At 63.5% G+C, this 21,822-nt stretch carries 22 protein-coding genes; 17 read left to right on the plus strand and 5 right to left on the minus strand.

What is annotated here, in order from left to right; genetic code table 11:
- Positions 1 to 3: 3 nt before the first annotated feature.
- Complete coding sequence (locus GTP55_RS02575; RefSeq protein WP_161043429.1) at positions 4 to 1,101, minus strand: anhydro-N-acetylmuramic acid kinase; 1,098 nt, start codon at positions 1,099 to 1,101, stop codon at positions 4 to 6.
- 102 nt (positions 1,102 to 1,203) lie between these two features.
- Positions 1,204 to 2,598 carry a M23 family metallopeptidase gene (locus tag GTP55_RS02580; protein ID WP_161043430.1) on the minus strand — a complete coding sequence of 465 codons (1,395 nt, stop codon included), beginning with the start codon at positions 2,596 to 2,598 and terminating at the stop codon, positions 1,204 to 1,206.
- Positions 2,599 to 2,755: 157 nt separating this feature from the next.
- Between GTP55_RS02580 and tyrS the strand changes: the two genes are divergently transcribed.
- The 14 genes from tyrS to GTP55_RS02650 all read left to right on the plus strand — a co-directional run bounded on the left by tyrS (position 2,756) and on the right by GTP55_RS02650 (position 14,240).
- Positions 2,756 to 4,009: a tyrosine--tRNA ligase gene (gene tyrS / locus GTP55_RS02585; protein WP_161043431.1), complete on the plus strand. Its 1,254-nt coding sequence runs from the start codon at positions 2,756 to 2,758 to the stop codon at positions 4,007 to 4,009.
- A complete protein-coding gene (gene dtd, locus GTP55_RS02590; RefSeq protein WP_161043432.1) occupies positions 4,006 to 4,452 on the plus strand; it encodes a D-aminoacyl-tRNA deacylase in 447 nt (148 codons plus the stop codon). Before tyrS ends, dtd begins: the two co-directional genes overlap by 4 nt.
- A 3-nt stretch (positions 4,453 to 4,455) precedes the next feature.
- Positions 4,456 to 4,929, plus strand: a complete 474-nt coding sequence (locus tag GTP55_RS02595) for a YbhB/YbcL family Raf kinase inhibitor-like protein (protein WP_161043433.1) — start codon at positions 4,456 to 4,458, stop codon at positions 4,927 to 4,929.
- An 8-nt stretch (positions 4,930 to 4,937) separates the two neighbouring features.
- Positions 4,938 to 5,588, plus strand: coding sequence for a histidine phosphatase family protein (locus tag GTP55_RS02600; RefSeq protein WP_161043434.1), 651 nt, complete (start codon positions 4,938 to 4,940; stop codon positions 5,586 to 5,588).
- Between the two features lie 120 nt (positions 5,589 to 5,708).
- Positions 5,709 to 6,725, plus strand: a complete 1,017-nt coding sequence (gene dusB / locus GTP55_RS02605; RefSeq protein ID WP_161043435.1) for a tRNA dihydrouridine synthase DusB — start codon at positions 5,709 to 5,711, stop codon at positions 6,723 to 6,725.
- A 110-nt stretch (positions 6,726 to 6,835) separates the two neighbouring features.
- Entirely contained in the window at positions 6,836 to 7,069 is a 234-nt protein-coding gene (locus GTP55_RS02610) for a helix-turn-helix domain-containing protein (RefSeq protein ID WP_072788986.1), read from the plus strand.
- 84 nt (positions 7,070 to 7,153) lie between these two features.
- Positions 7,154 to 8,740 (plus strand): bifunctional phosphoribosylaminoimidazolecarboxamide formyltransferase/IMP cyclohydrolase, encoded by a 1,587-nt coding sequence (gene purH, locus GTP55_RS02615; protein ID WP_161043436.1) that lies wholly within the window; start codon positions 7,154 to 7,156, stop codon positions 8,738 to 8,740.
- Positions 8,741 to 8,868: 128 nt separating this feature from the next.
- Positions 8,869 to 9,420: a crossover junction endodeoxyribonuclease RuvC gene (gene ruvC, locus GTP55_RS02620; RefSeq protein ID WP_161043437.1), complete on the plus strand. Its 552-nt coding sequence runs from the start codon at positions 8,869 to 8,871 to the stop codon at positions 9,418 to 9,420.
- Between the two features lie 20 nt (positions 9,421 to 9,440).
- Positions 9,441 to 10,019 (plus strand): Holliday junction branch migration protein RuvA, encoded by a 579-nt coding sequence (gene ruvA / locus GTP55_RS02625; protein WP_161043438.1) that lies wholly within the window; start codon positions 9,441 to 9,443, stop codon positions 10,017 to 10,019.
- A gap of 27 nt (positions 10,020 to 10,046) precedes the next feature.
- Positions 10,047 to 11,105 carry a Holliday junction branch migration DNA helicase RuvB gene (ruvB, locus tag GTP55_RS02630; RefSeq protein WP_161043439.1) on the plus strand — a complete coding sequence of 353 codons (1,059 nt, stop codon included), beginning with the start codon at positions 10,047 to 10,049 and terminating at the stop codon, positions 11,103 to 11,105.
- Positions 11,105 to 11,566 carry a YaiI/YqxD family protein gene (locus GTP55_RS02635; protein ID WP_161043440.1) on the plus strand — a complete coding sequence of 154 codons (462 nt, stop codon included), beginning with the start codon at positions 11,105 to 11,107 and terminating at the stop codon, positions 11,564 to 11,566. Before ruvB ends, GTP55_RS02635 begins: the two co-directional genes overlap by 1 nt.
- Positions 11,559 to 12,485: a LysR family transcriptional regulator gene (locus GTP55_RS02640; RefSeq protein WP_161043441.1), complete on the plus strand. Its 927-nt coding sequence runs from the start codon at positions 11,559 to 11,561 to the stop codon at positions 12,483 to 12,485. Before GTP55_RS02635 ends, GTP55_RS02640 begins: the two co-directional genes overlap by 8 nt.
- Before the next feature lie 76 nt (positions 12,486 to 12,561).
- Positions 12,562 to 13,311 (plus strand): SDR family oxidoreductase, encoded by a 750-nt coding sequence (locus tag GTP55_RS02645; RefSeq protein ID WP_161043442.1) that lies wholly within the window; start codon positions 12,562 to 12,564, stop codon positions 13,309 to 13,311.
- A gap of 152 nt (positions 13,312 to 13,463) precedes the next feature.
- Positions 13,464 to 14,240, plus strand: coding sequence for a ThuA domain-containing protein (locus GTP55_RS02650; protein ID WP_161043443.1), 777 nt, complete (start codon positions 13,464 to 13,466; stop codon positions 14,238 to 14,240).
- Here the strand turns inward: GTP55_RS02650 and GTP55_RS02655 are convergent, their stop codons facing one another.
- A complete protein-coding gene (locus tag GTP55_RS02655; protein WP_161043444.1) occupies positions 14,241 to 14,681 on the minus strand; it encodes a DUF2147 domain-containing protein in 441 nt (146 codons plus the stop codon).
- A 162-nt stretch (positions 14,682 to 14,843) separates the two neighbouring features.
- Here GTP55_RS02655 and GTP55_RS02660 point away from each other — a divergent pair, with 162 nt between their 5' ends.
- The 3 genes from GTP55_RS02660 to GTP55_RS02670 are packed head-to-tail and all read left to right on the plus strand — an operon-like array spanning position 14,844 to position 16,745.
- Positions 14,844 to 15,095 carry a hypothetical protein gene (locus GTP55_RS02660; protein WP_161043445.1) on the plus strand — a complete coding sequence of 84 codons (252 nt, stop codon included), beginning with the start codon at positions 14,844 to 14,846 and terminating at the stop codon, positions 15,093 to 15,095.
- Positions 15,096 to 15,131: 36 nt separating this feature from the next.
- A complete protein-coding gene (locus GTP55_RS02665; protein ID WP_161043446.1) occupies positions 15,132 to 15,758 on the plus strand; it encodes a helix-turn-helix transcriptional regulator in 627 nt (208 codons plus the stop codon).
- An 18-nt stretch (positions 15,759 to 15,776) separates the two neighbouring features.
- Positions 15,777 to 16,745 carry a threo-3-hydroxy-L-aspartate ammonia-lyase gene (locus GTP55_RS02670; protein WP_161043447.1) on the plus strand — a complete coding sequence of 323 codons (969 nt, stop codon included), beginning with the start codon at positions 15,777 to 15,779 and terminating at the stop codon, positions 16,743 to 16,745.
- Between the two features lie 42 nt (positions 16,746 to 16,787).
- Here the strand turns inward: GTP55_RS02670 and GTP55_RS02675 are convergent, their stop codons facing one another.
- The gene (locus tag GTP55_RS02675) at positions 16,788 to 19,583 is read right to left on the minus strand and encodes a valine--tRNA ligase (RefSeq protein ID WP_161043448.1); all 2,796 of its coding nucleotides are present in this window, start codon (positions 19,581 to 19,583) and stop codon (positions 16,788 to 16,790) included.
- 105 nt (positions 19,584 to 19,688) lie between these two features.
- The gene (locus GTP55_RS02680; RefSeq protein ID WP_161043449.1) at positions 19,689 to 21,812 is read right to left on the minus strand and encodes a xanthine dehydrogenase family protein molybdopterin-binding subunit; all 2,124 of its coding nucleotides are present in this window, start codon (positions 21,810 to 21,812) and stop codon (positions 19,689 to 19,691) included.
- Between the last annotated feature and the right edge of the window lie 10 nt (positions 21,813 to 21,822).

The following is a 21,822-nucleotide window of genomic DNA, read 5'->3' on the forward strand; positions in this document are numbered from 1 at the left end:
GGATTAACGCGGGTAGAGCGCGCCGAGCACGCGTTCGCCGTTGGCCCCGGTAACGGCCGGCAGGTTGCCGGCCAGCCGTTCGGTGAAGCGGTAGCCCAGCCACGCGAACGCCAGCGCTTCGACGCAGTTGGGCGCCACGCCCAGCGCCTGCGTCGACGCCACCATCACCTGGTTGCCCAACGCCGCCCCCAACGCCTGCATCAGCACGCTGTTGTAGGCGCCGCCGCCGCAGATATAGACTGCATCGGCGCCGCCGCCATAGGCCTTGATGGCGTCCGCCAGCGTGACGGCCGTGTATTCGGTCAGCGTGCGCTGCACGTCTTCCGGCGCGGCCGCCGTGTGCGCGGCCAGCCGCGCATCCAGCCACGCCAGATGGAACAGCTCGCGGCCGGTGCTCTTCGGCGCCGCACGGGCCAGGTAAGGCTCCTTCAGCAGTTCGTCCAGCAAGCCTGGTACTACTTTGCCGCTGGCCGCCCACGCGCCGTCGGCGTCATATTCCTGGCGGCGATGGCGGTGGATCCAGCCATCCATCAGCACATTGCCGGGACCGGTATCGAAGCCGACCACGCGGCCATCGCCGCTCAGCACGCTGATATTGGAAATGCCGCCGATATTGGCCACCACGCGCGGCTGGCCCTCCTTGCCGAACAAGGCCTGGTGGAAGGCCGGCACCAGCGGCGCCCCCTGGCCGCCGGCGGCCACGTCGCGGCTGCGGAAGTCCGCAATCACGTCAATGCCGCACAGCTCGGCCAGCAGGGCAGGGTTGTTGGTCTGGCGCGTAAAGCCCAGCTCGGGGCGATGGCGGATGGTCTGGCCATGCACCGCCACCGCGCGCACGTCCTGCGGCGCGCGGCCCGAGACGCGCAGCAGCTCGGCCACGCACTGGGCGTAATACTGCGCCAGCTGGTTGGCGGCCATCGCCTCGCGTTCGATTTCGTTGTCGCCGCTGGCTTGCAGCGCCATCAGCTCGGCCCGCAGCAAGGGCGGGAAGGCGATATACGCCGCCGCCACGGTGGTGGTGACAGCGCCGTCAAACTGCGCCAGCGCGCCGTCCACGCCGTCCAGGCTGGTGCCCGACATTAACCCGATATACAACGTCATTCCCTGCCTCGCGATCTGTGTGGTATGGCGCACGGAAGAAACGTGCTCAACAGCGCATGATAATAAAAAAACAGGCCGCTAGGCGGCCTGTTTCAGAAAAGCTTATTTGGAGGCGACGGACGCCATGCGCGTCCCGCCGCCGGATCCCGCCGGACGCAGCAGCGCGAAGCGGTGCATCATGTCGTTGGAGTAGACCTTGAAACGGCTCATTTCGGCTGCGGTCAGTGGCGCCTGGGCCTGCACGTTCATCTTGCTCGGGTCTTTGGCTTCGCCCGCGACCCGGAATTCGTAGTGCAGGTGAGCGCCGGTCGACCAGCCGGTGGTGCCGACGTAGCCGATGATGTCGCCCTGGCTGACGCGCGCGCCTTTTTTCAGGCCTGGCGCAAAGCGGCTCATGTGCGCGTAGGCGGTGGTGTAGTTGCTCCAGTGTTTGAGCACGACGAAATTGCCGTAACCGTTCTGGGTGCCGGCGAAATCGACCACGCCGTCGCCCGCTGCGCGGATCGGGGTGCCGGTCGGCGCCGGGAAGTCGATGCCCTTGTGCTGCTTCCATTGGCCGGACAGCGGATGCACGCGCATCGCGAAGCCGGACGAAATCCGCGAGAATTCCACCGGCGATTTCAGGAACGCTTTTTTCAGGGATTTGCCGTCGTAGCTGTAGTAACCGCCGCCTTGCTTGCTTTGCGGATCTTCAAACCACACCGATTGATAGGTCGTGCCTTTATTGGTCAGTTCGCCCGCCAGCACGCGGCCGGCGCGCACGAACTCGCCATCCTGCCAGAACGTCTCGTACACCACGTTAAAGCTGTCGCCGCGCTTCAGGTCGCCGCGGAAGTCGACGTTGGTCGAGAACATCTCAATGATTTGCTTGACGATATTGTCCGGCAGCTTGGCGCCGTCTTCGCTGGAGTCGGTCGCTGCGTACAGGGTCGAGGTAATGTTGCGCGCGTGCATTTCGATGCGGCGTTCCAGCTTGGCTGGCTCGGCGCTGGCAACGAAGCCGTTGCCCTGGCGGGTGATCTTGATGTTGGTGACGGGATCGTCTTTGCCGTCAACCACGGTGGCGCGCAGCCACTGCAGGTTGCCCTCGTCATCGGTTTGCGCCTGGACGCGTTTACCGGTCTTGAGCTGCATCACGCCTTTGGCGACCTTATCCTTTTTGATAAAGTTTTCAGCCGCATCGTCGTCCACGCCGAGGCGGGTCAACAAGGTGGCCAGCGTGTCACCGGCGCGAATTTTCTCTTCGTGTACGAAGTGCGCGTTAGAAGACTGCTGTTCCAGGCTGTTGATCTGCGCGCTCAGGTCAGGAACGACGACCGCTTCCTGAACAGTTTTCACGGGCAGATCCGAGGCGTCAGGCGCCAGCGGCGCTACGCCGGCGGCACCAAACGCACATACTGCGAGAAACAATGCAGACGCGCTGATGATGCGCGCCTTGTGCGTAGAACCTAGCAGACTGAACAAGCGTGAGCTTGTGAATTTATGTATTTGGTTCATGCAATCAGTTAAAATTTGCCGCTTGAACTATTCAGGAACGTTTTATTTCTTCTAATTATCGGTTTTGTTCGTTTTCATGCGGCAAGATTGATGGATCGGGGATTATAACAAACTCCTGAGCCCCGCTACCTTTTTCTGAAAAAACCGTAAAAAAATCATGACTACTTCTTCTTCGATACCGTCGGCTCCCTCTAAAGCGTTGCCGTTGACTGACAGCGTGCTGGAGGCGCTCGCCATCACCAAACGCGGTGTCGACGAGTTGCTGATTGAAAGTGAGTTCGCCCAAAAGCTGGCGCGCTCGGAACAAAGCGGTGTGCCGCTGCGCATCAAGCTGGGCCTGGATCCAACCGCGCCCGACCTGCACCTGGGCCACACCGTGGTGCTGAACAAAATGCGCCAGCTGCAAGACCTCGGCCATCAGGTGATCTTCCTGATCGGCGACTTCACCTCGATGATCGGCGACCCGTCCGGCCGCAACGCCACCCGGCCGCCGCTGACCAAGGAGCAGGTCGAGCAAAACGCCATGACTTACTTCAAGCAAGCCTCGCTGGTGCTGGACCCGGCCAAGACCGAAATCCGCTACAACTCCGAATGGTGCGACCCGCTGGGCGCGCGCGGCATGATCCAGCTGGCCTCGCGCTACACGGTGGCGCGCATGATGGAGCGCGACGATTTCACCAAACGCTTTAAAAATGGCACGCCGATTGCCGTGCACGAATTCCTGTACCCGCTGATGCAAGGCTACGACTCGGTGGCGCTGAAGTCCGATCTGGAACTGGGCGGTACCGACCAGAAGTTCAACCTGCTGGTCGGCCGCGAACTGCAAAAGGACTACGGCCAGGAGCCTCAATGTATTTTGACCATGCCTCTGCTGGAAGGTTTGGACGGCGTTGAAAAAATGTCGAAGTCGAAGAACAACTACATCGGCATCACCGAGCCGGGCAACACCATGTTCGCCAAGATCATGAGCGTCTCCGATGAGATGATGTGGAAATACTTCGATTTGCTGTCGTTCCGTTCGATTGCCGATGTGGCCGCACTGAAGGCGGCCGTGGCCGCCGGCGGCAATCCGCGCGACGCCAAAGTCGCCATCGCGCAAGAAATCGTCGCGCGCTTCCACTCGCAGCAGGCCGCAGAAGATGCGCTGGCCGACTTCGTCAACCGCTCGAAAGGCGGCATCCCGGACGACATTCCGGAAGTGGCGCTGGGCGGCGCGCCGCTGGGCGTGGCGCAGTTGCTCAAGCAGGCCAGCCTGTGCGCGTCCACCTCGGAAGCGATGCGCATGGTCGAGCAGGGCGGCGTGCGCGTCGACGGCACCGTCATCAGCGACAAAGCCTTGCAACTGCAAGCCGGCACCTTTGTGCTGCAGGTCGGCAAGCGCAAGTTTGCGCGCGTGACCTTGTCGGCATGATCGCGCTGCTGCAACGCGTCAGCAATGCCAGCGTGGTGGTCGATGGCGCGACCATCGGCGCCATCGACGCCGGCTTGCTGGTGCTGGTGTGCGCCGAGCGCAACGACACCGAAAAAGACGCCGACGCCTTGCTGACCAAGCTGCTGGCTTACCGCGTGTTCGGCGATGATGCCGGCAAGATGAACCGCAGTGTGTCCGATATCGCCGGCGGCCTGCTGCTGGTGCCGCAGTTCACGCTGGCGGCCGACACCAAGTCCGGCACGCGGCCATCGTTCACGCCGGCGGCGGCGCCGGCCGATGGCCTGCGTCTATTCAGTTACTTTGTCGAACAGGCGCGACTGAAGCACGCCACAGTGGAAACCGGTCAATTCGGCGCCGACATGAAAGTGTCGCTGACCAACGATGGCCCGGTGACCTTCTGGCTGCAAACCAACGCGAAATAAGCGATGAAGCTTTCCAGCGACAGTTTCCGCAATCGCGCCGCCATGCCGACGGTGCATGCAGCCGGGGGCGGCAACCGCCACCCGCAACTGCGCTGGCGCGACGTGCCGGCCGGCACCGCCTCGTTTGTGGTGCTGTGCCTGGCTGCGGACAGGCCGGACGGCGATTTCTGTCACTGGAGCGTGGTAGACCTGCCGCCGACGCTGTCGTCGCTGGCCGCCGGCGCGCTGTCGGGCGATGAAGAAACCATGCTGGACGGCGTGCCGCTGCGTCAGGGGCTGAGCGACAACGGCCGTCCCGGCTATGACGGCCCCGGGCCGTTGCCAGACGCCGCCCGCCACTATATTTTCCGCATTTATGCGCTCGACGTGCCCCGGCTGGAATTGCCGCCCGGCTTCTCCTGTGCCGACGTGTTGAGCGCCATTTACGGCCATATCATCGACGAAGCGCAGCTGATTGGCGCATATCCCAATAAATAAGCCTACCAATGACTCAAACCACCATTCTGCTGATCCGCCACGGCGAGACGGCCTGGAACGCCGTGCGCCGCCTGCAAGGTCATATCGACATCCCGCTGAACGAGGAGGGCGAACGCCAGGCTGCCGCGCTGGGCCGCGCGCTGGCCGCCGAAAAGCTTGATGCTGTGCTCAGCAGCGACCTGCAACGCGCCATGCAGACCGCCCAGGCGGTGGCTGCGTATCATCCCGGCCTGACGCCGAGCACCGATGCGCAACTGCGCGAACGCGCTTACGGCGTCTTCGAAGGCATGCTGTACCAGGACATCCAGGACGAATACCCGGCCGACTTCCAGCTGTGGCAGTCGCGCGATATCGACGCCATGATGCCGCACGGCGACCGTCTGGCGGAAAGCTTTCGCCAGTTCTACGACCGCGTGATCGCCGCGCTGCGCGAGGTGGCCGCGCGCCATCCGGGCCAGACGGTGGCGGTGGTGGCGCACGGCGGCGTGCTGGAGTGCGCCTACCGCGAAGCGCGCGGCATCCAGCTCGACAGTCCGCGCGACTTTCAGGTCAAAAACGCCAGCATCAATCGGTTTAACTGCGTCAGCGGCAAGTTGGTACTCACTAGCTGGGGCGAGGTGGACCACCTTGCGGTGACCGCCAGGGATGATGTCATTTAGTACACGCTTCATAACGGCCAGGCTGCACATTTGCCGAATCCATAAAAAATAGTGCTTATTATTTGAGCAGGGCTTCGGTTAAAATAGACGGTTCCCTCTCCCGACATTCAGGTATCGTCAGTGCAAATCGGCCCTCATTTACTGCGTAACAACGTTTTTGTCGCCCCCATGGCGGGCGTGACGGATCGTCCTTTCCGCCAGCTGTGCAAGGAGCTGGGCGCGGGTTATGCAGTGTCCGAAATGGCGGCCTCCAATCCGCGCCTGTGGGCGACGGAAAAGAGTTCGCGCCGCACCGACCACACCGGCGAGATGGAGCCGAAGGCGGTCCAGATCGCCGGCGCCGACCCCACGGATCTGGCCGATTGCGCGCGCTTCAACGTCGAGCGCGGCGCGCAGATCATCGATATCAATATGGGCTGCCCGGTCAAGAAGGTGTGCAACGCCTGGTGCGGCTCGGCCCTGTTGCAGGATGAAGAGCTGGTCAAGCGCATCGTCGATGCGGTGGTCGGCGCGGTGGACGTGCCGGTTACGCTGAAGTTCCGCACCGGCTGGGACCGCGACAACAAGAATGCGCTGAACATCGCCCGCATCGCCGAGGACGCCGGCATCGCCATGCTGACCTTGCATGGCCGCACCCGCGCCGACGGCTACAAGGGCGACGCCGAGTACGACATGATCGCGGCCGTCAAGAAATCGGTTTCAATTCCGGTGGTGGCAAATGGCGACATCACCTCGCCGGAGAAGGCCAAATTTGTGCTGGACTACACCGGCGCCGACGCCGTCATGGTCGGCCGCGCGGCGCAGGGCCGGCCGTGGATCTTTCGCGAGATCGATTATTACCTGCGCACCGGCCAGCATCTGCCGGCGCCGCTGGTGGACGAAGTGCGGGCGCTGATGGACGAACACCTGCGCGGCCACTACGCCTTCTACGGCGACTACCTTGGCGTGCGCACCGCGCGCAAGCACATCGGCTGGTATGTGCGCGACCTGCAGGGCGGCGAGGAATTCCGCCAGAAAATGAACCTGCTGGAATCCGTCGACGAACAGTTACTTGCCGTCGACCAATTCTTCGAATCGCAATGGCGGTACGGCGACCGGTTACAATACCGCCTCGCTGAAGATTTGCAGGCCGCCTGAACGGCGGCGAGAGAGTACAAAAAAGTCACATCATCAGAAGGGCAAACGTTTCCAGCCATAAGCCGGACGATTTGCCAGCGTTATAGATTAATTAGCCGAACGACAAGACAATGAGCAAAGAAAGTATCCAGGAAGTAGTCCAGAAGAGTCTCGAAGAATACTTCGCCGACCTGGGCGAGCAACAGGCTTCGAACATCTACGACATGGTCGTGCTGACCGTCGAGAAACCGATACTGGAAGTGGTCATGACGCGGGCCGACGGCAATCAGTCGCATGCCGCGCAGATGCTGGGCATCAACCGCAATACCTTGCGCAAGAAATTACAGGAACACGGCCTGCTGTAAAAGCGCCCGTTCTATCCGGCATGAAGTGGCTGGGGACAGCCGCTGTTGCTGACCGAATATTCAACCACCTCGCCTTTCATCGCCATGATTAAACAAGCTCTCATCTCCGTCTCCGACAAAACCGGTGTGCTGGACTTCGCCCGCGCGCTGTCCGCCATGGGCGTCAACATCCTGTCGACCGGCGGCACCGCCAAACTGCTGGCCGATAACGGCGTGGCCGTGACCGAAGTGGCCGACTACACCGGTTTCCCGGAGATGCTGGACGGCCGCGTCAAGACGCTGCACCCGAAAGTTCACGGCGGCATTCTGGCGCGCCGCGACTTCCCTGAGCACGTGGCCAAGCTGGAAGAGCACGCCATTCCGACCATCGACATGGTGGTGGTCAACCTGTACCCGTTCCAGGCCACGGTCGCCAAGGATGACTGCACGCTGGACGACGCCATCGAGAACATCGACATCGGCGGCCCGGCCATGCTGCGTTCCGCCGCCAAGAACCACAAGGACGTGGTGGTGATCTGCGACCCGGCCGACTACGGCGTGGTGCTGGCGGAAATGAAGACCACCGACAACGCTCCAGGCTACGTCAGCTACGAGACCCGCTTCACGCTGGCCACCAAGGTCTACTCGCACACCGCGCAGTACGACGGCGCCATCGCCAACTACCTGACCAGCCTGGACGCGACCCGTGCGCACGGCAGCCGCAGCGCCTATCCCGCCAAGCTGAACGTGGCATTTGAAAAAGTGCAGGACATGCGCTACGGCGAGAATCCGCACCAGTCGGCGGCGTTCTACCGCGACGTCACCAAGACCGATGGCGCGCTGGCCAACTACAAGCAGCTGCAAGGCAAGGAACTGTCGTTCAACAACATCGCCGACGCCGATGCAGCGTGGGAATGCGTGAAGAGCATGGGCGGCTTCGAGCAGTCGGCCGCCTGCGTGATCGTCAAGCACGCCAATCCGTGCGGCGTGGCGCTCGGCAGCAATGCCGTCGAAGCCTACAAGCGCGCGCTGCAGACCGATCCGACGTCGGCGTTTGGCGGCATCATCGCCTTCAACGTGGATGTGGACGCGGCCGCCGCGACCGAGCTGGCCAAGCTGTTCGTGGAAGTGCTGATCGCGCCGTCGTTCACCGACGAAGCCAAGCAGATCCTGTCGGCCAAGCAGAATGTGCGTCTGCTGGAAATCCCGCTGGGCAATGGCGTCAACGCCATGGACTTCAAGCGCGTCGGCGGCGGCCTGCTGGTGCAGTCGGCCGATTCGAAGAACGTGCTGCTGGCCGACGTCAAGGTGGTCAGCAAGAAGCAGCCTACCCAGCAGGAACTGCAGGACATGATGTTTGCATGGCGCGTGGCCAAGTATGTCAAATCGAACGCCATCGTCTTCTGCGGCAATAACATGACGCTGGGCGTGGGCGCCGGCCAGATGAGCCGTATCGACTCGGCCCGCATCGCTTCGATCAAGGCGCAGAATGCCGGCTTGTCGCTGGCGGGTTCGGTGGTGGCGTCGGACGCCTTCTTCCCGTTCCGCGACGGCCTGGATGTGGTGGTGGACGCCGGCGCGACCTGCGTGATCCATCCGGGTGGCTCGATGCGCGACCAGGAAGTGATCGACGCCGCCGACGAGCGCGGCGTGGTGATGGTGTACACCGGCACCCGCCACTTCCGCCATTAATTTCCCGCTGCGTCGTTCCCGCGCAGGCGGGAACCCATGCTGAGCAACTTGGCCATGGGCCCCCGCGTGCGCGGGGGCGACGTGCAACTAAGCTTGCTGACGCTTGCCTTAGTGCATACAATCCCCTAATGATAATTCTCGGCATCGACCCCGGCTTGCGCACCACCGGCTTTGGCGTCATCCACAAGCAGGGCAGCAAGTTGCTCTACATTGCCTCCGGCACCATCAAGAGCGGCGAGGGCGGTTTGCCGGCGCGGCTCAAGGTGATCCTGGACGGCGTGGGCGAAGTCGCGCGCACCTATTCCCCGGACTGCGCGGCCATCGAACAGGTGTTCGTCAACGTCAACCCGCAATCGACGCTGCTGCTGGGCCAGGCGCGCGGCGCGGCGATCTGCGCGCTGGTGTCGGCGGACCTGAGCGTGGCCGAGTATTCGCCGACGCAAATCAAACAAGCGGTGGTGGGCACCGGCCGCGCGGTCAAGGCGCAGATGCAGGACATGGTCGCGCGCCTGCTGAAATTGCCCGGCCTGCCGGGCACCGATGCCGCCGATGCGCTCGGCATCGCCATCTGCCACGCCCACAGCCGCGAAACGCTGACGCTGATTGCCGGCGCCACCAACACCACCGCCAACGGCCCGCTGGCCGGGCTGCGCATGCGGCGCGGCCGCCTGGTCGGTTAAATTTTCCTAAGGTCTCACACATGATTGGTCGTCTGTCCGGTATTCTGCTCGAAAAAAATCCGCCGCAATTGCTGGTGGACGTAGGTGGCGTCGGCTATGAAGTCGATGTGCCGATGAGCACCTTCTACAACCTGCCCGGCGTGGGCGAGAAAGTGGTGCTGTTCACGCACCAGGCGATCCGCGAGGATGCGCATTTGCTGTTCGGCTTCGGCAATGCCGAGGAGCGCGCGGTGTTCCGCCAGCTGATCAAGATCACCGGCGTCGGCGCGCGCACGGCACTGTCGATTTTGTCCGGCATGTCGATCGCCGACCTGGCGCAGGCGGTGACCTTGCAGGAAGCGGGCCGGTTGGTGAAAGTGCCCGGCATCGGCAAGAAAACCGCCGAGCGCCTGCTGCTGGAATTGAAGGGCAAGCTGGGGGCGGACATCGGCGCCGGTGGCGTCGCCGCCGTGCCGGACGCGAAATCGGACATCCTCAACGCCCTGCTGGCGCTGGGCTACTCCGACAAGGAAGCCTTGCTGGCACTCAAAACCGTGCCCGCCGGCGCCACCGTCTCCGACGGCATCAAGCAGGCGTTGAAGGCGCTGTCGAAGGGCTGATCGCTCAATGCAGGGTAAAATACCTGTATGAGCATACAGACCGACAGTTTTACCGAGCAGCGCATCATCGACGCCGCCCCCTCATCGCCGAATGAAGAGGCGATCGAACGCGCGCTGCGGCCCAAGCATCTCGATGAATATGTCGGGCAGTCCAAGATCCGCGACCAGCTGGAAATCTTCATCTCCGCCGCCCGCAAGCGCAAGGAAGCGCTCGACCATACCTTGCTGTTCGGCCCGCCGGGCCTGGGTAAGACCACGCTGGCCAACATCATCGCCCGCGAGATGGGCGTCAACCTGCGCCAGACTTCCGGCCCGGTGCTGGAACGCCCCGGCGACCTGGCCGCCATCCTGACCAACCTGGAAGCCAACGACGTCCTGTTCATCGACGAAATCCACCGCCTGTCGCCGGTGGTCGAAGAGATCCTGTACCCGGCGCTGGAAGACTACCAGATCGACATCATGATCGGCGAAGGGCCGGCCGCGCGCTCGGTCAAGCTCGACCTGCAACCGTTCACGCTGGTCGGCGCCACCACCCGCGCCGGCATGCTGACCAATCCGCTGCGCGACCGCTTCGGCATCGTCGCCCGGCTGGAGTTCTACACCACCGACGAACTGACCAAGATCGTCAGCCGCAGCGCCGCGCTGCTGAAGGCCCACATCGATGAAGACGGCGCGCGCGAAATCGCCCGCCGCGCGCGCGGCACGCCGCGCATCGCCAACCGCCTGCTGCGCCGTGTGCGCGATTACGCCGAGGTCAAGGGCAATGGCGAAATCACCAAGACCGTGGCCGACGCCGCGCTGGTGATGCTGGACGTCGACACGGTCGGCTTCGACGTCATGGACCGCAAGCTGCTGGAAGCGGTGCTGTATAAATTCGGCGGTGGCCCGGTCGGCATCGGCAACCTGGCGGCGGCCATCGGCGAAGCGGCCGACACCATCGAAGACGTGCTGGAACCGTACCTGATCCAGCAAGGCTTTTTGCAACGCACGCCGCGCGGCCGGGTGGCGACGCCGGCCGCCTACAAGCATTTCGGCATGAGCCCGCCGCGCACAAATCCGAATGGCGAGCTGTGGAGCGATCTGTAATGCAGATCTGGGTTGACGCCGACGCCTGTCCCGCCGTCATCAAGGACATTCTGTACCGCGTGGCCGACCGCATGCAGATGCAGGTGACGCTGGTGGCCAATCAGCTGCTGCGGGTGCCGCCGTCGCGTTTCATCCGCTCGGTGCAGGTGCCGTCCGGCGCCGATGTGGCGGACCAGGAAATCGTGCGCTTGCTGGAGGCCGGCGACCTGGTGGTCACCGGCGACATCCCGTTGGCGTCGGACGTGTTGAAGAAGGGCGGCTACGCGCTCAATCCACGCGGCGAGTTCTACACCAACGACAACATCGCGCAGATGCTGACCATGCGCGCCTTCATGGACGAACTGCGCGGCAGCGGCGTCGACACCGGCGGCCCGGCCGCCTTCAGCCAGGCTGACCGGCAGAGTTTCGCCAACAGCCTCGACCGCCATCTGGCCAAGCACAAACGCAGCAGCAATGGATGAACTGCGCGCCATCTCGACCTTCATCCGCGCTGCCGAACTGGGCAGCTTCAACAAGGTCGCCGCAGCGCAGGGCAGCACGCCGCAAGCCGTCAGCAAAACCATCCGCCAGTTTGAGCAGCACCTCGGCGTGCGCCTGTTCCACCGCACCACGCGCAACAGCACGCTGACCGAAGAGGGACAGCGCCTGCTGGAATCGATCAAGCCCAGCCTGGATGGCGTGGTCGGCGCGCTGGCGCGGGTCCGCAGCGCCGCGCGCGAGGACGAGGGGCTGATCCGCGTGGCCGCGTCCGGCTCGATTGCGCGGCGCGTGTTGATGCCGCTGGTGGCCGAGTTTCAGCTGGCCTATCCGGGCATCCAGATCAACCTGGTGCAGGACGACGGCTTCAGCGATCTGGTGCAGGACCGCATCGACGTCGGCTTCCGCGGCGGCAATGCGCCGGAAGCGCAGATCGTCAGCCGGCGGCTGTTTCCGGTCCAGCAAATCGTCTGCGCTTCACAGGCCTATCTGCAACGCCACGGCGCGCCGCGCAATCTGCAGGAATTGGCGGCGCACCGCTGCACCGCCTATCGCCAGCCGGGCAGTGGACGCGCCATGGCGTGGGAATTCGAGATCGATGGCGAGACGGTGTTCCACCACGTCCAGCCGGTCCTGCTCAGCAACGATCCAGACACCGAAATGCACGCCGTGCTGGCCGGCATCGGCATCGGCCAGATCGACAGCATCAACGCCAGCGCCGCCATCCGCGCCGGCCAGTTGCAACCGCTGCTGACCGAATACCTTAGCGAGCGCATGGGTTTTTACCTGTACTTCCCGCAGCGGTCCGACATGCCGGGCCGGGTGCGGCGCTTTGTCGACTTCATCGTCGAACGCCTGCTCGATAGCCAGGAGTTTTATATCAACTTTAAGTTTCCACTGTAACGGCTTATTGCTACTACTTTGGTTGTGATAGCGCGCCTATAGTTCACCTGTCTTTTAACCCAACAGGAGAACTACCATGAACAATCGCGTTGCTGTTATTACCGGTGCCTCGAGCGGCATCGGCCTTTCCACCGCCAAACTGCTGGCCGCACGCGGCGCCAAAGTCGCCTTGCTGGCGCGTCGCAAGGAAGTGCTAGACCAGGTTGTGAGCGACATCCGCGCCGCCGGTGGCGAGGCGCTGGCGCTGGGGGTCGATGTCACCGACCAGGCGTCGGTCGATGCCGCCGCCGCCGCCGTGGAGCGCGCTTACGGCCCGGCCAACCTAGTCTTCAACAATGCCGGCGTGATGCTGCCGGGTGCCATCGAGGCGCGTGAAACGGAGGTGTGGGAGCACCAGATCGACCTGAACGTGACCGGCGTGATGCGCGTGATCTCGGCCTTCGTGCCGCACCTGGTCAAGAGCGCGGCGCAGGGCGCCACGGTGGATCTGATCAACACCTCGTCAATCGCCGCGCAGAATATCTATCCGTACTTCGCGGTCTACAGCGGCACCAAGGCCTATGTCAGCCACCTGAGCCGCCACCTGCGCGCGGAACTGGGTCCCAAGGATATCCGCGTGTCGCTGATCGAACCGGGCATCACCGAGACCGAGTTGCAAGGCCACTGGACCTTCCAGGGTGCCAAGGACTGGATCGCCGGTGTGGCGCAGAACATGGAATTCCTGCAGCCGCAGGACGTGGCGGAAGTGGTCGCTTTCCTGGCGGCGCAGCCTAAGCATGTAAACCTGCAACAGGTGGTCGTCATGCCGACCAAGCAGGCCACGTAATCACTCCTCGTCGATGCGCATTGTCGGCACGAAAGCAAGCCCGACATCACCGCCAGCAGGCCGACGACGTTGAGAATATTTTCATTTGGCCAAATCGTATCACCTTGCGTTAGACTATGACAAAATGGTAGCGCTAACTTAAGGAGGAGACGATGAAGCAACGCTTGCTGGCCTTGGTGGCCGGTCTGATGACGATGATGATGATGATGATGGCCGGTGCCCACGCCGACACCCAGTACAAAATCCTGGTGCTGGCCATGCCCAGCAAGTACCACTACGAATACATTCCGGTAGCGCGCGACAGTCTGGAAAAGCTGGGCAAGCTGCACGCCTTCGAAATGACCTACACCAACAAGCCGGAAGTCTTCGATGGCGACCTGAACCAGTATGCCGCCGTGATGTTCCTCAACGCGCCGCCGGAAGAGTTGAACGAGGCGCGCCGCAAGAAGTTTGAAGCGTATATGCAGCACGGCGGCAACGCCATGCTGGTGCACCGTTCGCTGATCATTCCGCCCAACACCTGGCCGTGGTTTGAACAGCTGATCGGCCGCCACGTCGGCACCCATCCGATGCTGCAAACCGGCGTGGCCGACGTGGTCGATAAAAAATTTCCCGCCACCTTCGGCCTGCCGGATCACTGGATCTGGAGCGATGAATGGTATGTGTTCGACGATCCGTACCAGATCAGGATCCACCCGGTGCTGAACGTCGACGAGACCAGCTACGACCCGACCAGGATCTGGCCGGGGCAGGTGTCACACGGCATGGGCAAGGAGCATCCGGTCAGCTGGTATCACTACGTCGACAAGAGCCGCGTGTTCGTCACCGCGCTGGGGCACGACGGCAATATGTACAAGGACCCGCAATACCTGGCGCACCTGATGGGCGGCATCTGGTGGACTGCCACCGGCAAAGGCGTCAAACCGTGATTACTCCTGGCGCACCCAGACTTGCGAGCGGCCCAGCATCGGTACGCCGATGTAGCCGCGCACGCTGAGTTTCTTGCCGCCGTCGGTCAGGTGCATCTTGCTCTTGTAGACCTTGCCGTTGTTCGGGTCAAGAATCTCGCCGCCGGCATATTCATCGCCGTCTTTCTTCAGGCCGGACAGGATGGTCATGCCCAGCACCGGCTGGTCCTTGCGGGCGTCGTCGCATTTATCGCATTTTGGCGCCGGGTCTTCATTCGGCTCGCGGAACAGCTGCTCGATCTTGCCTTGCAGGACGCCATTCGACTCGGTGATGCGGATCAGCGCCTTGGGTTTGCCGCTGACATCGTCAATGTTCTTCCACAGGCCGACCGGCGAGGTGTTGTCGGCAAACGCCGGGGAGATGCTCAGGACGGCGGCGGCGAGAAAAGCGAGGATTTTCATTTTGGGTCTCCAGATAGTTATTGTGTGGGACTATTATACGAACTGACCGACCGTGCTAATTAGAGGCTCTCATCCAATTTCCTACAGCCCCGTGCGGCGCGCGCCGATGGCGGCACTCCGGGTGCGCCGCTAGCATGGCTCCACTCACATAGGAGAATTGCCATGACTCAGCATGATCAATCAATCGGTGGTCCCGGCGCCGCCGATGGCATCGCCGGCAGCCCGGCGGGCACCGAAGGCGCCACCAGCGGCGCCGGCGTCGACAAGGGCGCGCCGCCGAAGACGAACAGCGGCCCCGAGCGTCACCCGACGCCGGCACTGGGCGGCAACAGCACCGACAGCCGTCAGTCCAGCAGCGGCGTTATGCAAAAGGAACCGCGTGAAAACGTCGAGGAACGGCAACCCGGACCGTGATTGCACGAAAAGTCTAAAATGAGATAATATGTTCAGATGACGAAAACATCTGAACATCAAAACCTGCTGGTGCAACTGCAGCAGGTGGCCGAGGGCTTGGGTAAGACGCTGGCGCCGTTTTGCGAAGTGGTGCTGCACGACCTGACCCAGCCGGAACACGCCATCCTGGCGATCCACAACAACCTGTCCGGCCGCGCAGTCGGCGCGCCCGCCACCGAGCTCGGCCTAGCGCGCGCGGCCGATCCGGCCTTCGAGCAGGTCATCGCCAACTATCCCAACACCTTCCCCGATGGCCGCCTGGCCAAGAGCACGTCGGTCGGCATCAAGGACAGCGAGGGACAGTACATCGCCGCGCTGTGCCTGAATGTGGACCTGACCGTTTTCCGCAGCCTCAACAGCATGCTGACGCAATTCGGCAGCGTCGACACGGCCATCGCCGTCAGCGAAACCATGGCGCCGGCCGGCGCCGACGCCATCCGCCAGCGCATCGACCAGTTTGCCGCCCGTCTGGGCACCACCCCGCGCGCGCTGAAAGCCGAGGAGCGCAAGGCGCTGATGCGCGAGCTGAAAGAAGCCGGCCTCAGCGATGTGCGGCGGGCGATGGACATCGTCGCCGCCTATCTCAACGTCTCCCGCGCCACCGTCTACAACGACGCCCGCTAAATCACCACAGGAATCATCATGAGCGAACAGAAACTGCCTACCTTTGAAGACGTGGTTGCCGCGTCGGAGCGCATTGCCGGCGTCGCGCACCGCACGCCGGTGCTGAGCTCCAGCACCGCCAACGCCGAGCTGGGCGCGGAGATCTTCTTCAAGTGCGAAAACTACCAGCGCATGGGGGCGTTCAAATTCCGCGGCGGCTACAACTCGCTGGCCAGGTTCACGCCGGAGCAGCGCAAGGCCGGCGTGGTGGCGTTCTCGTCGGGCAATCACGCGCAGGCGATTGCGCTCTCGGCCAGGCTGCTGGGGATGCCGGCCACCATCGTCATGCCGCATGATGCGCCGGCCGCCAAGGTGGCCGCCACGCGCGGCTACGGCGCGCAAGTGGTGATTTACGACCGCTATACGGAAGACCGCGAACAGATCGGTCGCGACCTCGCCGCCAGGCATGGCCTGACCTTGATTCCGCCGTACGACCATGCGGACGTGATCGCCGGGCAGGGCACGGCCGCAAAGGAGCTGTTTGAAGAAGTGGGGCGGCTGGATTATGTGTTCGCGCCGCTGGGCGGTGGCGGCCTGCTGAGCGGCACGGCGCTGTCGACGCGGGCATTGTCGCCTTCGGCCAAGCTGTTTGGCGTGGAGCCGGAGGCGGGCAACGACGGCCAGCAATCGTTCCGCAGCGGCAGCATCGTGCACATCGAGACGCCGAAGACGATTGCCGATGGCGCGCAGACGCAGCACCTGGGCAACCTGACTTTCCCGATCATCAAGCGCGACGTCGATGACATCCTGACCGCCAGCGACGAACAGCTGCGCGCCGACATGCGCTTCTTCGCCGAGCGCATGAAGATGGTGGTGGAGCCGACCGGTGCGCTGGGCCTGGCTGCGGCGCGTGCGATGAAGGCGCAGCTGCAAGGCAAGCGCGTCGGCATCATCATCAGCGGCGGCAACGTCGATATCGCCCGCTACGCCGAATTGCTGGCGCGATAAAAAAAGGCCGCTAAGTTCACAACTGAGCGGCCTTTTGATTCATCAAGCTGCGGGCAGCTTGGCGATCTGTTCGCGCATCTTGTCCAGCGTGGCGGAGAAGTTGGCGACGCGTTCCTTCTCTTGCGCCACCACTTCGGCCGGCGCACGGGCCACGAAGCTTTCGTTCGACAGTTTGCCGTTGGCTTTGTTGATCTCGCCTTCCAAACGCGTGATCTCCTTGCTCAGGCGCTCACGCTCGGCCTTGACGTCGATCTCCACTTTCAGCATCAGCTTGGTCGTGCCGACCACGGCCACGGCGGCCGGCGAATCCGGCAGCGCGTCGACGATCTGCACTTCGGCCAGCTTGCCCAGCGCCTGGATGTACGGTGCGCACAGCGCCAGCGCTTGCTTGTCGGCGGCGCTGCCCGGCTCGACGATCAGCGGCACGCGCAGCGATGGCGCCAGCTGCATTTCGCCGCGCAGATTACGCGTCGCGTCGATCAGCGCTTTCAGCTGTTGCATCCATGCTTCGGCCGATTCGTCGATGTTGGCGGTGTTGGCGATCGGGTACGGTTGCAGCATGATCGAGTCACCGGTTTTGCCGGCCAGCGGCGCCACGGCTTGCCACAGCGCTTCGGTCACGAACGGAATCACCGGATGGGCCAGGCGCAGCACCACTTCCAGCACGCGCAGCAGCGTGTGGCGGGTGGCGCGTTGCTGGCCTTCGGTGCCGTTTTGCACCTGCACCTTGGCCACTTCCAGATACCAGTCGCAATACTCGTCCCAGACGAACTTGTAGATGGTCGAGGCGATGTTGTCGAAGCGGTAGTCGGCAAAGCCCTTGGCCACGTCCAGCTCGGCTTTTTGCAGCAGCGAGATGATCCACTTGTCGGCGTTGGACAGGTCGGCGTCGCTGGCGCTGCAATCCTTCTCTTCCGTGTTCATCATCACGAAACGGGTGGCGTTCCACAGCTTGTTGCAGAAGTTGCGGTAGCCTTCGGCGCGCCCCAAGTCGAAGTTGATGTTGCGGCCCAGCGAGGCGTACGAAGCCATCGTGAAACGCACCGCGTCGGTGCCGTAGGCGGCGATGCCTTCCGGGAATTCCTTGCGGGTGGCCTTGGCGATCTTCTCGGCTGCCTTCGGGTTCATCAGGCCGGTGGTGCGTTTCTGCACCAGCGCCTCGATGCCGATGCCGTCGATCAGGTCGATCGGGTCCAGCGTGTTGCCCTTGGACTTGGACATCTTCTGGCCCTGCGAGTCGCGCACCAGGCCGTGCACGTAGACGGTCTCGAACGGCACCTTGCCGGTGAAGTGCAGGGTGAACATCACCATGCGCGCCACCCAGAAGAAGATGATGTCGAAGCCGGTCACCAGCACCGACGAGGGCAGGAAGGCTTTCAGGTCCGGGGTCTCTTCCGGCCAGCCCAGGGTCGAGAACGGCACCAGCGCGGACGAGAACCAGGTGTCCAGCACGTCGTTGTCGCGGCGCAGCGGCGTGGTGACGCCTTGCGCGGCGGCCTTGGCAACGGCTTCCGCTTCGGTCTTGGCGACGTAGATATTGCCGTTGTCGTCGTACCAGGCCGGGATCTGGTGGCCCCACCACAGTTGACGCGAGATGCACCAGTCCTGGATGTTGTTGAGCCACTGGTTGTAGGTGTTGCTCCAGTTTTCAGGGACGAACTTGATGTCGCCGCTGGCGACTTTTTCCAGCGCCGTTTCGGCGATCGATTTGCCCGGGAAGAACGTGCCTTCCGGCGCCGGCTTGCTCATGGCGACGAACCACTGGTCGGTCAGCATCGGCTCGATGACCACGCCGGTGCGGTCGCCGCGCGGCACCATCAGCTTGTGCGGCTTGACTTCGACCAGCAGGCCTTGCGCTTCCAGGTCGGCGACGATCTGCTTGCGGGCCACGAAGCGGTCCAGGCCGCGATAGGCTGCCGGCGCGTCGTCGGTGATCTTGGCTTCCAGCGTCAGGATCGACGGCATCGCCAGCTTGTGGCGCTGGCCGACGGCGTAGTCGTTGAAGTCGTGCGCCGGGGTGATCTTCACGCAACCGGTGCCGAAGGCCTTGTCGACGTATTCGTCGGCGATGATCGGGATTTCGCGGCCGACCAGCGGCAGCGTCAGCATCTTGCCGACCAGCGCCTGATAGCGTTCGTCGGTCGGATCGACCGCCACGGCGACGTCGCCCAGCATGGTTTCAGGGCGGGTGGTGGCGACCGTCAGCGAGCCGCTGCCGTCGGCCAGCGGGTACTTGATGTACCACATCGAACCATCTTCCTCTTCCGACACCACTTCCAGGTCGGAGACGGCGGTGCCCAGCACCGGGTCCCAGTTGACCAGGCGCTTGCCGCGGTAGATCAGGCCTTGCTCGTGCAGGCGCACGAAGACATCGGTCACCACTTTGGAACGGGTCTCGTCCATGGTGAAGTATTCGCGTTTCCAGTCCGGCGAGGCGCCCAGGCGGCGCATCTGGCCGGTGATGGTGGAGCCGGATTTCTCTTTCCACTCCCAGACCTTCTTGATGAACTCTTCGCGGCCGAGGTCGTGGCGCGAGATTTTCTGCGCGTCCAGCTGGCGTTCCACCACGATCTGGGTGGCGATACCGGCGTGGTCAGTGCCCGGAATCCAGGCGGTGTTATGGCCGAGCATGCGATGGTAACGGGTCAGGCCATCCATGATGGTCTGATTGAATGCATGGCCCATGTGCAAGGTGCCGGTGACGTTCGGCGGCGGCAGCTGGATGCTGAAAGAAGGTTTGCCGGCGTCGAGGGTGGCGGTGTAGTAACCGCGCGCTTCCCACTCGGTGCGCCAGAACTGTTCAATGTCGGCAGGCTCGAAAGACTTGGCTAATTCCATGATATGGCTGATTTTGTTGGGCGAAACAGCCATTATAGATGACCGGCAAGCCGTGCGCTGGAAACTGGCATGGCCCGCCGATGATTTTTATGCATCAAGCCTGCATCAGGCGGACTGGATGTGTTGTGCGGATAACGGCAGCCGGCGCACGCGTTTACCGGTGGCGGCGAACAGGGCGTTGGCGACGGCGGGGCCGATCAGGGCCGTCGCCGGTTCGCCGATGCCGCCCGGCTTCTCGCTGCTGGGCACCAGCGTGATGTCGATCTTCGGCATCTCGTTCATGCGCAGCACCGGGTAGTCGTGGAAGTTGGTCTGCTGCACGCGTCCCTTGTCCAGCGTGATCTCCGCCCCCAGCGCCGACGATAGCCCGAAGGCGATGCTGGACTGGATTTGCGCTTCCACCGTGTCCGGATTGATCATCTGGCCCAGGTCGGCCGCCACCCACACGTGGTGCACCTTGATGGCGTGGTCCTTGTCGACCGAAATCTCGGCCACCTGCGCCATATACGTGTCGTAGCCCTCCATCAGCGCGATGCCGCGATAGTGGCCTTTCGGCAGCGGCTTGCCCCAGCCGGATTGGTCCGCCGCCAGCTTCAGCACCTTGGCAAAGCGCGGCTGCTGGCCCAGCAGCGCCAGGCGGAACTGGTACGGATCCTTGCCGGCCGCCGCCGCCATCTCGTCGATGAAGCTCTCGTTGGCAAACGCGTTCAGCGCGTGGCTGACCGAGCGCCAGTAGCCCACCCGCAGCCCGCTGTCGTGTTCGATCAGTTCCTGCGTCATATTGGGAATGTCGTAGCCGACCACCGCCGCTTCGGCCATGAACGGATCCAGCGTGCCCTTCGGCAGGCCGAAGGCGCGCTGCGTGATCGATTGCGAGGTCAGCTGCAAGGTCAGCGCCACCGGCTTGCCGCTGGCGTCGAGGCCGCCGGTCATGCGGTGCAGCGCCATCGGCCGGTAGAAGTCATGCGTGGTGTCGTCCTCGCGCGTCCACAGCAGCTTGACCGGTTTGCCGACCGCCTTGGAAATCTCGGCCGCCTGCACCGCGAAGTCATATTCCAGCCGGCGGCCGAAACCGCCGCCGAGGAAGGTGGTTTTCACCGTCACGTCTTCCGGCTTGAGGCCGATGGCGGTGGCGACATTCCCTTGGGTGCCTTGCTGGTATTGCGCCGGCCCGATCACCAGGCATTTGCCATCCTTGTACGAGGCGGTGAAGTTCTGCGGCTCCATGGTCGCGTGGGCCAGCAGCGGCGACCAGTATTCGGCGCTGAGTTTCTTGCTGGCGCTGCCCAGCGCGGCCCTGGCGTCGCCGGTTTGCTTGATCGGGATGGTGGCGTCGCTGGCGTTGCGGATACCGTCCTGCATCGAGGCGTTGCTGATGCGCGCAACCGCGCCTTCGTCCCATTGCACCGCCAGCGCCTCCCGCGCTTTCTTCGCATGCCACCAGGTATCGGCCACCACCGCCACGCCGTCGCGGATCTGCACCACGGCGATCACGCCGGGCATGGCCTTGGCTTTGGCGGCGTCGAAGCTGGCCGGCTTGCCGCCGATGACCGGGCATTGCTCCAGCGACGCGTACACCATGCCGGGCAGCTTGACGTCGATGCCGTACTCGGCCGTGCCGTTGACCTTGTGCGCCGTGTCCAGCCGCTTGGTCGGCTTGCCGATGACCTTGAAGTCCCTGGCCGGTTTCAGCGTCACTTTCTCCGGCACCGGCAGTTTGGAGGCCGCCTCGGCCAGTTCGCCATAGGTGGCGCTGCGGCCGCCGGGACCGGTGACCTTGCCGTCGGCCGCGCGCAGTTGCGCGGCGTCGAGTTTCCACTTGGCCGCCGCCGCGTTGACCAGCATGGTGCGCACCTGGGCACCGGCGATGCGCAATTTGTCCCAGCCGTCGCGCACCGAGGTCGAGCCGCCGGTGATCTGCGCGCCGAGCAGGGCGTTGGTATAGACCGGCGCCACCGGTGCGATTTCCACTTTGACCTTGCGGATGTCCACGCCCAGTTCCTCGGCGATCAGCATCGGCATCGAAGTGTAGACGCCCTGGCCCATTTCGGAACGGGCCGACAGCAGCGTGATGGTATTGTCGTCGGCGATGTGGACCCAGGCGTTGGGCGTGTGCAGCGTGCCGGCCGCCACGGCCTGGTCCAGTTGCGCGGGCAGGAACACGCCCAGCGTCAGTCCGCCGCCGACCACGGCGGTGGTTTTCAGGAATTCCCTGCGATTGGTGGTCATGGCCGTCTCC

Origin of the sequence: Duganella margarita (genome assembly GCF_009857535.1) — a bacterium.
GTDB lineage: Bacteria > Pseudomonadota > Gammaproteobacteria > Burkholderiales > Burkholderiaceae_D > Rugamonas > Rugamonas margarita.